The following is a 12339-nucleotide window of genomic DNA, read 5'->3' on the forward strand; positions in this document are numbered from 1 at the left end:
CATGCACGACCACATCACCGAGATCGTGATCTTCACGGTCCTGTTCCTGCTCGTCAGCGGCATGGGGTTCGTGGCGGCGCGGTGGCGGGCGCCGCAGGACATGCTGCACCTCGACGAGTGGGGACTGGGCGGGCGCAGCTTCGGCGCCTGGATCACCTGGTTCCTCATCGGCGGCGACCTGTACACCGCGTACACGTTCGTGGCGGTGCCGGCGCTGATCTTCGGCGCGGGGGCCGCGGGCTTCTTCGCCGTGCCGTACACGGTGATCATCTACCCGATGGTCTTCCTGGTGCTGATCCGGCTCTGGTCGGTGTCGCACCGGCACGGGTTCGTCACCCCGGCCGACTTCGTCCGCACCCGGTTCGGCTCGCCGACCCTCGCCCTGCTCGTGGCGATCACCGGGATCGTCGCCACGATGCCGTACATCGCGTTGCAGCTCGTCGGCATCGAGGCGGTGCTCAAGGCCATGGGGGTGACCGGTGAGGGGTGGCTCGCCCGGCACGCGCCGATCATCGTGGCGTTCGCGATCCTGGCCGCGTACACGTACCAGTCCGGGCTGCGCGCGCCCGCGCTGATCGCGTTCGTCAAGGACACGCTGATCTACATCGTGATCCTGGTGGCGGTGCTGTACCTGCCGTACAAGCTCGGCGGGTGGGGGCACATCTTCGACGCGGCCGACGCCAAGTTCACCGCATCCCCGGCGCCGAACGACGGCATCCTGCTCAACGCCAACAACCAGCTTCAGTACGTGACCCTGGCGCTGGGCTCCGCGCTCGCGCTGTTCCTCTACCCGCACAGCATCACCGGCGTACTGGCCAGCCGCAACCGCACCGTCATCAAGCGCAACATGTCCGCGCTGCCCGCGTACAGCCTGCTGTTGGGGCTGATCGCGCTGCTCGGCTACATGGCCATCTCCGCCGGGGTGAAACCGCTGCCCGGCTCCCGGGCGGGCACGGTGGACAGCAACACCGTCGTGCCGCTGCTGTTCGACCAGCAGTTCCCGGCGTGGTTCGCCGGGGTCGCGTTCGCCGCCATCGGCATCGGCGCGCTCGTGCCCGCCGCGATCATGTCCATCGCCGCGGCGAACCTGTTCACCCGCAACATCTACAAGGAGTATCTGCGCCCCGACGCCACCCCGGCGCAGGAGGCGCACGTCTCGAAGATCACCTCGCTGGTGGTGAAGATCGGCGCGGTCGCGTTCATCCTCTTCCTCGACCCGCAGTTCTCCATCGACCTGCAGCTCATCGGCGGCGTCATCATCCTGCAGACCTTGCCGGCGGTCGCGCTCGGCCTCTACACCCGGTGGTTCCACCGCGGCGGCCTGATCGCCGGCTGGGTCACCGGCATGGGCCTGGGCATGTGGATGCTGTACCAGATCCCGAACGCCGCCACCGGCCGCCGGCACTTCGGCGGCTCCGCGTTCCCCCTGTCCGAGTTCGGCTTCGACACCAAGCGGACGATCTACGTCGGACTCGTGGCGGTGCTCGTCAACCTGCTCGTCGCGGTCGTGGCCACGCTGATCCTGCGGGCCACCAACACACCGGACGGGGCGGACGGCACCGTCGCCGACGACTACTTCGCCGACGAGGGAGATCCTCGCCTCGAGAAGACCCGGGTCACACCGGAGGCCGTTGGCTCATCGACCTGACCCGTTCCCTGGCGAGCGCCGCGACCACGGGGGCGCGGCGCTCGCCCCTGTCTGCGCTATTACGCTGCTGCTAGTTCGCGAACGCCCGGACCAGCAGGTACAGGCCGATCGCGGTACCGAACGACACGATCACGACCCGGAGCACCGCGGCCGGGAGGCGGCGGGCGAGCCGGGCACCCGCGTACCCGCCGATGATCGTGGCGGGCGCGACCGTGAGCGCCGCACCCCAGTGCACCGGGCCGAAGATCGCGAAGACCACGATCGTGACCAGGCCGATCGAGGCCGACAGCACGTTCTTGAGCGCGTTGATCCGGTTCAGGGTTTCGTCCAGCACCAGGGCCAGCGCCGCCACCAGCATCACCCCCAGCGCGGCACCGAAGTAGCCGCCGTACACCGAACCGGCGAACACGACCACCTGCAACGTGACCGCCCGGCGGCGCCGCGACAGCGCCCGCGGGTGCCCCACCAGCGCCCGCAGCCGAGACTGGAAGGCCAGGGTCGCGGCCGCGCCCAGCACCAGGAACGGCACCACCAGCTCGAACGCCCGCGCCGGGGTCGCCAGCAGCAGCGCGCACCCGGCCGCCGCGCCGAGCAGGCAGGTCGGCACCAGCACCCGCAGCCGGTGCCCCTGACCGGCCAGGTCAGCGCGGCTGCCCACCACGCTGGAGACGTACCCCGGGCAGACGGCGACCGAGTTCGTCACGTTGGCCGCCACCGGCGGCAGGCCCGCCGCCAGCAGGCTCGGGAAGGTGATCAGCGAACCGCCCCCGGCGATCGCGTTCACCATTCCCGCGGCCAGGCCGGCAATGATGAGCAGGAGAACATGTGCGAGATCCATGACCCGTCCGAATGTACGGGCCACCGCCCGCGCCCGGATCGCGGCCCGGCTACCATGGCCGGGCGACGGACGAGTCGGCTGGGCGGTCGCGTCGGTGCTCTCACGGGTGCCGCCGAGGAACGTCCGGACTCCGCAGAGCAGGGTGGTTGTTAACGGCAACCCGGGGTGACCCGCGGGACAGTGCCACAGAAAACAGACCGCCGGCCGTGCTGCGGCACGCGCTGGTAAGGGTGAAACGGTGGGGTAAGAGCCCACCAGCACCCCGGGTGACCGGGGTGGCTCGGTAAACCCCACCCGGAGCAAGGCCAAGCAAGGCCATGGCCGCGAGGCGGTGGCCGGCGCAGGCGTTCGAGGGCTGCTCGCCCGAGCCTGCGGGTAGGCCGCATGAGCCTGTCGGCAACGGCAGGCCGAGATGGATGACCGCCGCCGGTGACCGCGAGGTCACCGGAGACAGAATCCGGCGTACAGGCCGACTCGTCCGTCGCCCATGCTCTGACCTGCGGAAACGCTAGATCAACCGGGTGTCAGTCTGGACCGAATATTGGGCGGTGCGCGGCCTAACAGGAGACGTAGTACGTGGCGGTCTTCCGGACCAAGCTCTTGCCATCGAAGATGATCTGGCAGGTGACCCGGTCGTCAACGTCGTCCGAGGTCACATCCAAGCCGACGTACTCGATCCGCTGCTTCTTCGTCTTGAGCTTCTTGTGCCACAACCGGCTCTCGGTGCCGGACTCGAACTTGCGCTCCTTGCCACCCTTTGCCTGGTAGCCGTACTCCACCTCGATCGACGTGCCCGTCATGCTGTGGCTGACCTTGTACGTGATCGTGTGCCTCTTGAGCGTCTGCTTCGACTTCGGGACCTCGGTGCAGCCGGTGAGTGCCACCAACGGGGCGAGTAACAGCGCGACGATGATCGGCTTACGTGTCTTCATGGGGGAGGTTCCTGTCCGTGCAAGCCCGGCGACCGTCGCTCGGCTTTCCTCACGATCGGCAGGCGTCGGGGTGTGGCGATGGCTCGGACGGCGAACGGGCCGGTGGGCACTGTGACTGCCGCCAGAAGTCCCGGCGATGCCTGCCAGAGGTCCCACGCACTGGTGACCACGATTGATCGTACGGTCCAGCTGATGAGTGATGACCGTAGCGCCGCCGCCGCGCTGTGGGAGGCGCACAGACAGGCCGCTTTCCCTCCTCGGCTGCGGGGTAGGTGGCGGGGGCGCTCAGTGAGAGCGTGGATTGCGGCAGGTTGGTGCCATCCACACGGGGCCGGGGCGCCGACGTGCAAACATCAACTTTGGTTGTGGTCAAGGTGCGTTGTCACGACGCCTGCATGGACGGCGCTCATCGGCACTTCAGAATGCCGACCGGCGCGTGCGGCCGATGACCGAAGGGACGGCGGTCGTCGCCTTCCAGGGTTTCCCCTGGCCGCCACCGGATGCGATTCCCCTACCGGGCATGACATCTGCACCCACGAGAGTCAGATGGCCGCTGTAACGCTGCCGGGGGTCGGCGGCGGTGGTGGGCACCCTTACGGCCGCGGCCACGTGGGCATTGCGAAGGCCATGGTGGATCGTCGGGATGGCAGCGGGCTATCTCATCGATGCTGTTCGGTCCCCGGCGGCTGCTTCGGCGGTCCTTCGACGTATTGGAAGATCGTCCAGTAGAGGATGCCGATCATGACGCCGCCGCCGACGATGTTTCCCAGGGTGACCGGTGCCAGGTTGTCCAGCAGGAAGTTGGGCCAGCTCAGGTCCGCGTAGTCCGCCCGGTTGAGCCCGGCCTCGTGCCAGAAGTCGGCACCCGCCGTGTCCTTGATCAGCAGGGCGAGGGGCACCATGAACATGTTGGCCACGGAGTGCTCGAAGCCCGCGGCCACGAAGAGGGCGATGGGCATCGTGACGGCGAGGATCTTGTCGGTGGTGGTGCGGCCGGAGTAGGCGGCCCAGACGGCGAGGCATACCAGGAGGTTGCACAGCACGCCGAGGGTGAAGGCCTGAAGGAAGCCGTGCTGGAGCTTGGCCAGCGCGGTGTTGAGCACCACCGCGCCCCAGCCGCCGTGCGCGTTGTGCCAGGTGCCGGCGAGGTAGACGAGGGCGACCATGGTCAGCGCGCCGAGGAAGTTCGCGACGTACACGACGCCCCAGTTGCCGAGCAGCTGGCCCCAGGTGATGCGTCCGCTGGCCCGCGCGGTCAGCGTCAGCGTCGAGGACGTGAACAACTCCGCGCCGGTCAGCACGACGAGCACCAGTCCGGTGGCGAACACGATGCCGCCCAGGATGCGGGCTCCGCCCGACCAGGCCAGGCTGGACGCCCCGACCTGGCTGGTAACGAAGAAGACGAATCCCAGCGCGATGTACCCCCCGGCGGTGAGGCCGAGCAGGAAGGATTTCACCGGCTTGCCGGTCGCCTTGGCGTAGGCGGCGTCCTCGGCTGCCTTGGCCATTTGCGCAGGGCTGAGCATGAATGGCTCTGATCTGGCGGGCCCGGGCACGTTCGTAGGTTAGGGCGTGCCGGGAGCCTCGCGGGCCGGATTGGCTGACTCGCGGGGATCGGTTCCAGCCTGACCCTCTGCGGACTCGCCGGCGCTGCCGAACAGCGCCTCGTACTGCTCCGGAGACAGGAACTGGTACTCCGATATGGAGGTCCGGTGAGGTTGGCCGCCGTGAACACCGGACCGGCTTCCCGCCACGCACGGATTGGTGACCCGGTGGACAGCTGATCGGTCGGGGGGTGCCACACCGGCACCTTACCGAGTCGGCACGCGGGCCTCCGAGCGCTCCACGCTCCCCAGGTCCCGTCATGTCGATTACCAGCGAGGTCAGCCGAATGTCCGTCAGTTTCAACCACACCATCATCGCCGCCAAGGACCGCAACGAGTCGGCCCGGTTCTACCGTGAGCTGCTCGAGGTGCCGGAAGCGCCGTCGTGGGGCGTGTTCACCAACATCCAGCTCACCGACGGGGTGCTGCTCCAGTTCGCCGAGCCGCCGGTGGACATCCAGATGCAGCATTACGCGTTCCTCCTCGACGACCACCTGTTCGACAGGGCGTACGCGCGACTGCGCGAACGCGGCATCGAACACTGGGCCGATCCGCAGATGAGCCGCCCAGGCGAGATCAACAACGAGCACGGGGGCCGTGGCGTGTACTTCAAGGACCCCGCGGGTCACGCGATCGAACTGATCACCCGCCCGTACCTGTAGCAGATGTCTCTGGCCGGGCAACCGCACCGCGGCGCCCGGTCAGAGGCACCCATCAGGTGAGGGCCTCGGTGCGGGAGCGGCGGCGTTTCTTGGCCTCGTACATCGCGCCGTCGGCGCGGTTGATCAGCGACTCCGCATCGTCGCCGGGCTCGGCGGTGGCGGCTCCGATGCTGGTGCCCACCCGTACCCACTCGCCCGCGACCGTCATGGGTCCGGCGACCTCGTCGGTGATGCGGGGAATGGCCGACATGACGTCCAGGCCGCCGCGGCAGAGTACGACGAATTCGTCCCCGCCGAATCGGCTCACCAGGTCGGTGTCACGGACGGCCCGCTGGAGCCGGGCGGCGACCTCGACGAGGAGCCGGTCGCCCGCGGCGTGCCCGAGCCGGTCGTTGACGGCCTTGAACCCGTCGAGGTCGCAGAAGAGCACGGTGGGCCGTCCGGGGGCGCGGTCGGCGAGGGCCGCGGTCAGTCGGGTGACGAACTCGACACGGTTCGGCAGGCCGGTGAGCGCGTCGTGGGTGGCCTGGTGCAGCAGCGCCCGCTCGGCGCGGGCGCGTTGCGCGGACAGCCGGCCGACGCGCAGCATCACCAGCGGAACGACGGCCGCGCCCCCGACGGCCATCAGGAGCCCGTCGACCTGTTGGTCGACGAGCTGGTGGAGGCCGCCCACGACCGGGATGGAGGCGAGTGCCAGGCCGAGGAACGCGAGTCGGCCCGAGGTCAGGTCGTCCCGGGGTGCCGGGCCGGGTTGGACCACCAGATCGGACGAGGGGGTCAGGCCGACCCCGCCGACGGCGGCGAACGCGGCCATGAACATCATGTCGGTCCACGGCGGGCGGGGGCCGGTCGCCGGATGGAGAACATCTCGGCGCCGACCGTGGCGGTCAGGACGGAGGCGATGCCAGTGGTCAGCAGCCACAGCGCCGGGTTGCGTCGGCCGCCGGTCTGGAGCAGGCGGATGAGGGCGCCGAGCACGCCGGTCAGCACGAACACCGACACGCACATGGGGCCCATGGCGTCGAGGCCCTGGCCGGTGGCCCGCATGTGGGGCAGGAGCATCCAGGTCCACAGCAGCATGCCGACGGTCATCGAGATGATGGTGGTGTCGATGACTCCGCCGACGTCGTTGCGCCCGCGGCGCGCGACGACGTTGACCGCTGCGGCGAGCATGAGGATCTTTCCCAGCACCCCGATGAGGTGCGATACGGCGAGGTACGTCGCGCCGTCCACGGGGCCGTGCCCGCTCAGGAACCAGGTGACGTTCATGACGACGTAGAGGCTGAAGGCGCAGGTCAGGAGCCACCACGGACCGCGGTTGCCGCCCCGGGCCCGCCGGAGGCCCCAGATCACCGGCGGGAGGGCGACCAGCGACACCAGGACATAGTCCAGGTCCTGCTCGAGCACCGGCAGCGCGGGATACGTCGCGATCAGGACAACGACGATCGCGACGTATCCCCGGCCGATGAGGGATCGGGCGGGAGTGGGCAGCACGGGTGTTCCTTCGGCGCCCGGGCGTTATGTCTGAGGTTTTCGGATCGTTGCCGCAGGCACTCTCGGTGGACCGGCTCCGGGTGGCGGCGGACGCGCACTGCGTGGGTGCGGGAGGGCAATCAATATGATCGCGTTCTCGTGAAAACGCTCTCTCGTGATCGTTGGATGGGTGTCAAGAGAACCCGGACTCCGATCGACGCGGCACCGGCCGTATCGCGGCCCCGGAGCTGAACGGAAGGTGACGAGGGGAGATGGATGCGCCCGCGCTCGATGTGCGCACGGAATCCGATGGGACGGTCATCATCCGGCCGCTGGGCCGGCTGGAGTCGGCCGATGCCGTGCGACTCCAGCAGGTACTCGTGCACACCATCCGGAAGGTCCGGCCGTCCCGGCTCGTCTTCGACCTGGCCGCGGTGTCGCGTCTCGACCCGATCGCCGCAGGCACCGTGTCCGCCGCCTGCGGTCTCGGCGACGACCACCACGTCTGCGTGGTCATCCACAACCCGTCGGGCCGGATCGCCGAGCAGCTCACCGCGGCCGGTGTCCCACCCCATCGGCTACGCAGGACGGACGCCCGGGTTCGATGACAGTGTGAGGATCCCGAACAGCCACGGCCGGGCGTCGCGATAGGTAAGGTCGTACGGGTGCCGTCGGCGGAAGGCGACCAGGAACGTCTCCGAGACCACCTCGCCGGCCCATTCCGGGCCCCCCGCCGGGCGGCGTAGCGGAACACCTATGTCTCCGCGCCAGCCCGCCAAAGGTTCTCGCGCGGGTCAACCGAGGATGCGTGGCCATGTCCAGTGAGGTTGTCGAGCTGTTCGACCGGGTCGCCGATCGCTATGACGAGGTGCTGCCGTTCTTCGCGGCGTTCGGGCGGCTCTGCGTGGACCGGCTGCCCGCGCCCGGCCCCGGCGACCGGCTGCTGGACGTCGGCGCCGGACGCGGTGCCATCGCTGTCGGGGCGCGGGCCAGAGGGTTCACGGTGACCGCGACCGACGCCTCGCCCGGCATGGTCCGGCGGCTGAAGCAGGAGCATCCCGACCTCGATGCCCGGGTGATGGATGCGGGGAAGCTCGACTTCGAAGACGACACGTTCGACGTGGCGACCGCCGGTTTCGTCATGCACCTGCTCGACGACCCGCCGGCCGGGGTACGGGAGGTCAAGCGCGTCCTGAAGCCGGGCGGGCTGTTCGCATTCACCGGCCCCGGCCGGGTGCCGGACGGATTCGAGTTCGCCGACGGCGCGGATGCACTGTTCGCGGAGTTCGCCCAATACCTGCCGCCGCGCGGCGGCATGGGTGAACCCTTCGAAGAGATGGACGAGCTGGCCGCCGCGGGCTTCACCGGCATCGACGAGACGGATCTGCGCATCGAGCTGGCCGTCCCGGACGCGGAGACGTTCTGGCAGTGGTTGCAGACGCACGGCACCCGCAAGTTCGTCGACGACCTCCCCGCCGAGCGCCGGGCGGAGTTCCGCGCCCGGCTGATCGCGGACCTCGAGGCGCGCGAGCACATCGTCCTGCGCAAGTACGCCTGGCTGTACCGCGGCTGGGCCTGACGCCACTGCGAGGGGCTCAGAGCACGCGGGTGGCGCCTTCCGCGGCGATCCGGGCGTCGAGAGCGGTGCGGTCGAGGTTGGCGCAGATGACGATCGACGCCCCGGCGATCATCGGGGCCAGCAGCCAGGCGACCGGCTGTTCGTGCGCGCTCGCGTCGACCAGCAGCCGGTCCCCGGGCCGCAGGTCCAGCGACGCGGCGATGCCCTGGGCCACGGTCTCCCACTGGCGGAACGTGGTGCCGTCGGGGCTGGCCGCGTCGGTGCCCAGGATCGACCCGTACGGGGGCGTGCAGTCCGAGTAGCGGGCGACCTCGGTGAGGTAGTCCCGGTAGCCGGCCGGCGTCTCGGCCGTCGGGGCGGTGCGTGTGTCCAGCCCGAGCACGAACCGGTGCCGCGCCTCGGGCACCACCTCCAGCCAGCTGCCCAGCCGCTGGCGGGACACGAACACGGCCTCCACCGGCTCGTCGGCGTCGGCCGTGGGCAGCCCGGCGGTCGCCCACGGCCGGAACGACACGGCGATCCCCACCGACCAGGCACCGAGCAGCACCGCGGCGGTCTGCCAGTGCGGCGGCAACAGCACCGCGGCGCGGTCGCCGACGCCCAGGCCGCAGCCGTCGTACAGCATCCCGGCGGTCCGCGCGGCCCAGCTGCCCAGGGCGTCGGCGGTCAGGTCGATGCGTTCACCGCTGGCGTCGTCGCAGTAGGTGAGCAGGGGATGGCCCGGCCGGACCGGTACCGCGCGGCCGTGCAGGGTGGTCCCGGCGGAGGCGTTCGGCTGCATCGGCAGCTCCCAGCGGACGTGATCGACGGTGCGAGCAGACCCTACCGCCTGCCCGGCGCTGCCCGGCCCGGATCAGGTCACGGGTACCCGTCCGCGTGCGTCCGGCCGCCCCACTTCATCCGGTGCGGGGGATCTCGCCGGCTGCCGGGCGGGCGACGCTGGGACGGCTGGACGCCACGGGACCACGATCAGGGAGGCTTTCCATGAACGGCTGGCTGATGTGGGGCCTCTTCCTGCCCATCCTGCTCGTCATCGCCGGCATCATCACGCTGCGCCGCAAGAACGGCCGCTGATCAGCCATCCTGGGGTGGTCCGCGCCCGATACGGTGCGTACCCATGACTCGTCGGATCCTCATCACCGGAGCCACCGGCCACCTGGGGCGGCGCACCGCGGCCCGCGCCGCGGAGGCCGGTTGGACGGTCGTCGGCACGTACTTCACCGCCCCGGGCCCGGCGGCCGGTGAGCGGCTCGATGTGCGCGATCCGGCCGCGGTCCGTGAGCTGGTCCAGCGGGTACGCCCGGACGTGGTGCTGCACGCCGCGGCGGGCCGCGACGACTGGCGGGTCATCGCCGACGGCGCCGCGCACGTGGCGTCGGCGGCCGTGGCCGGGGGAGCCCGGCTGGTGCACGTGTCCAGCGACGCGGTGTTCACCGGCCGGGAGGTCCACTACGACGAGTCGGCGCTGCCGGACCCGGTGTCCCGGTACGGCGCGGCGAAGGCTGCCGCGGAGACCGCGGTCCGCGCGATCGACCCCGGTGCCGCGGTGGTCCGGACCTCGCTGATTCTCGGCGACGGGACCGGTGCCCACGAGATCCTGACCCACGACCTGATCGCGGGCCGGGTCGACGGGATGCTGTTCACGGATCAGATCCGCAAGCCGGTGCACACCGACGACCTCGCCGACGCCCTGCTGGAACTCGCCACCAACGGCTACCGGGGCATCCTCAACGTGGCCGGTGCGGACGTGGTCAACCGCTACGACCTGGGTGTACTGGTCGCCCGGCGCGACGGTCTCGACCCCGCGCTCATCCCGGCGGGCGCGATCGCCGACCGTGGCCTGCGGTTGCCCACCGACGTACGGCTGGCGACCGAGCGGGCCGCGGCGCTGCTGCGTACCCGGTTGCGCGGCGCCCACGAGTTCCTGGCCGCGCCGCCGGCCGCGTGAGGCAGCGCCGCGCGATGTCGTGGCGAGCCGGTGCGCGGGCTGGCAGAGTGGCCGTGTGGATCTCGAAACCGGCGCCGGTCTGCTGCACCGGCTGACGTCCTACTCACCCGACCGCGAGTGGGACGAACCCGCGGACGACCCGCGGGTGCGTCACGACATCACCACCAACGATCCCGACACGATGCCGCCCCCGGTCAAGACTTTTCCGGACGGCCTGCCCGTCCTGGATCTGCCGCGTGAGCTGCCCGATCCCGGGGTCCCGGCGACCGCGGTGCTGGCCGGGCGGCCCTGCCCGGCGCTGCCGCTGGACGCGGCCCAGCTCGGCCGCGTCCTGTTCCTGGGCGCCGGGGTCGTGCGCACGGCCGAGCGCCGCGGCCGCAGGCACCTGTTCCGCGCCTCGGGCTCGGCCGGCGGGCGTTTCCCGCTGGAGGTGTACGCGTCGACCCGCGGCGTCGCCGGGGTGCCCGACGGAGTCCACTGGTACGACCCGGTGCGGCACGCGCTCCTGCAAGTGGGCCCGCCCGCATCGGGCGAGACGACCACGCTGGTGGTGACCGGGGTGCCGTGGCGCACCGGCTGGCGGTACGCCGAGCGCGGCTTCCGGCATCTGTACTGGGACGCGGGAACGCTGCTGGCGCAGCTGCACGCGGCGGCCGGCGCGGCGGGGCTGGGCCCGCGGCTGCGCACGCATTTCCCGGACGCGGCCGTGCGCACGCTGGTCGGCGCGGACGGCGTGCACGAGTACCCGCTGGCGCTGCTGTCGCTGGGTGACGGCGCGCCCGCGATCGCGGCGGGTGGCCCGGCGGCGGCCGGGGAGCTGCCCGCGGTGGAGTTTCCGCTGTGCACCGCGGCGCAGCGGGCGGGGGAGCGTGACGATCTCGGGGAGCCCTGGCCCGACGGGGCGCCGCTGGCCGACGCGCCGCCGTCCGCCTCGCTCGACGCGGTCGCGCTGCAGCGCGGCTCGCAGCGCCGGATGGACCGCTCCCGTACGGTGCCCCGGCCGGTCCTGGAATGGTCGATGGCGGCGGCCCTGCGCGGCATCGACGTGCCGCACTGGCTGGCGGTGCACGGGGTGGACGGGGTAGCCCCCGGCCTCTACCGCTGGCCGGACCTGGACAGCCCGCTCAAAGAGGGCGACCTGCGGGCCGAGCTGGAGTGGCTGTGCGTCGGCCAGACGCTGGGCGCGGAGGCGGCGTACGTGGCGATGGGGGCCGCGCCCGGCGCGGCGCTCGACGACCACGGATACCGGGCTGCGCAGCTCGCGGCCGGGCTGGTCGAGGGCCGCCTGCATCTTGCGGCGTACGCGCTGGGGGCCAGTGCCACCGGGATGACCTTCATCGACTCCGCGGTGCCGGGGCTGCTGGGCGAGCCGGACGATCTGGTGTCGCTGCTGTTCACCTGCGTGGGGGTGCCCGAGTATGCGGGGCGGGCGGGCGGTGGGCCGGGCGCCCCGGTGGAGGTGCGCCTGATCTCCTCGCGGCTGGCCGAGGACGCCCAGTGAGGGGGCGGGCGGGACCGAGCTGCCAGGGCTGAGCGGTGCCGCGGCGGCGCACGGGGCGCGGGCGCAACGGCGCGGTGACCGAAAACCGGCTCCCTGGCTCGGTCACCGGCCGTCCATAGAGGATCATAGTTGCGCCCCGGCGTGGCGGCCGCCG

The 12339-nt window shown here is 71.1% G+C and carries 12 protein-coding genes and 1 other RNA gene; 7 read left to right on the forward strand and 6 right to left on the reverse strand.

Annotated features, from left to right (window positions below):
* Position 1 precedes the first annotated feature (1 nt).
* Positions 2–1648, forward strand: coding sequence for a monocarboxylate uptake permease MctP (mctP, locus tag ACMCNO_RS10385; RefSeq protein ID WP_412749193.1), 1647 nt, complete (start codon positions 2–4; stop codon positions 1646–1648).
* A gap of 70 nt (positions 1649–1718) precedes the next feature.
* On the opposite strand, the gene ACMCNO_RS10390 is transcribed toward mctP, so the two are convergent.
* Entirely contained in the window at positions 1719–2486 is a 768-nt protein-coding gene (locus ACMCNO_RS10390) for a sulfite exporter TauE/SafE family protein (RefSeq protein WP_412749194.1), read from the reverse strand.
* Positions 2487–2556: 70 nt separating this feature from the next.
* Between ACMCNO_RS10390 and rnpB the strand changes: the two genes are divergently transcribed.
* Positions 2557–2967, forward strand: an RNA gene (gene rnpB, locus ACMCNO_RS10395) — RNase P RNA component class A.
* A gap of 76 nt (positions 2968–3043) precedes the next feature.
* Here the strand turns inward: rnpB and ACMCNO_RS10400 are convergent.
* Complete coding sequence (locus ACMCNO_RS10400; protein ID WP_412749195.1) at positions 3044–3418, reverse strand: hypothetical protein; 375 nt, start codon at positions 3416–3418, stop codon at positions 3044–3046.
* A gap of 659 nt (positions 3419–4077) precedes the next feature.
* Complete coding sequence (gene focA, locus ACMCNO_RS10405) at positions 4078–4926, reverse strand: formate transporter FocA (protein WP_412749196.1); 849 nt, start codon at positions 4924–4926, stop codon at positions 4078–4080.
* A gap of 383 nt (positions 4927–5309) precedes the next feature.
* Between focA and ACMCNO_RS10410 the strand changes: the two genes are divergently transcribed.
* Positions 5310–5684, forward strand: coding sequence for a VOC family protein (locus ACMCNO_RS10410; protein ID WP_412749197.1), 375 nt, complete (start codon positions 5310–5312; stop codon positions 5682–5684).
* Between the two features lie 52 nt (positions 5685–5736).
* Here the strand turns inward: ACMCNO_RS10410 and ACMCNO_RS10415 are convergent, their stop codons facing one another.
* Both ACMCNO_RS10415 and ACMCNO_RS10420 read right to left on the reverse strand, forming a co-directional pair.
* Positions 5737–6498 (reverse strand): diguanylate cyclase domain-containing protein, encoded by a 762-nt coding sequence (locus ACMCNO_RS10415; protein ID WP_412749198.1) that lies wholly within the window; start codon positions 6496–6498, stop codon positions 5737–5739.
* 5 nt (positions 6499–6503) lie between these two features.
* Positions 6504–7178, reverse strand: coding sequence for a hypothetical protein (locus ACMCNO_RS10420; protein WP_412749199.1), 675 nt, complete (start codon positions 7176–7178; stop codon positions 6504–6506).
* A 251-nt stretch (positions 7179–7429) separates the two neighbouring features.
* On the opposite strand from ACMCNO_RS10420, the gene ACMCNO_RS10425 reads away from it, so the two are divergent.
* The gene (locus ACMCNO_RS10425; RefSeq protein WP_412749200.1) at positions 7430–7765 is read left to right on the forward strand and encodes an STAS domain-containing protein; all 336 of its coding nucleotides are present in this window, start codon (positions 7430–7432) and stop codon (positions 7763–7765) included.
* A 206-nt stretch (positions 7766–7971) separates the two neighbouring features.
* Positions 7972–8736: a class I SAM-dependent methyltransferase gene (locus ACMCNO_RS10430; protein ID WP_412749201.1), complete on the forward strand. Its 765-nt coding sequence runs from the start codon at positions 7972–7974 to the stop codon at positions 8734–8736.
* Positions 8737–8752: 16 nt separating this feature from the next.
* Here ACMCNO_RS10430 and ACMCNO_RS10435 read toward each other — a convergent pair whose 3' ends face one another.
* Positions 8753–9517, reverse strand: coding sequence for a TIGR03089 family protein (locus tag ACMCNO_RS10435; protein ID WP_412749202.1), 765 nt, complete (start codon positions 9515–9517; stop codon positions 8753–8755).
* 336 nt (positions 9518–9853) lie between these two features.
* Here ACMCNO_RS10435 and ACMCNO_RS10440 point away from each other — a divergent pair, with 336 nt between their 5' ends.
* A complete protein-coding gene (locus ACMCNO_RS10440) occupies positions 9854–10684 on the forward strand; it encodes an SDR family oxidoreductase (protein WP_412749203.1) in 831 nt (276 codons plus the stop codon).
* Positions 10685–10739: 55 nt separating this feature from the next.
* The gene (locus tag ACMCNO_RS10445; protein ID WP_412749204.1) at positions 10740–12185 is read left to right on the forward strand and encodes a hypothetical protein; all 1446 of its coding nucleotides are present in this window, start codon (positions 10740–10742) and stop codon (positions 12183–12185) included.
* The last annotated feature ends 154 nt before the right edge of the window (positions 12186–12339 follow it).

The organism is Krasilnikovia sp. M28-CT-15 (assembly GCF_047159595.1).
Classification (GTDB): domain Bacteria; phylum Actinomycetota; class Actinomycetes; order Mycobacteriales; family Micromonosporaceae; genus Actinoplanes.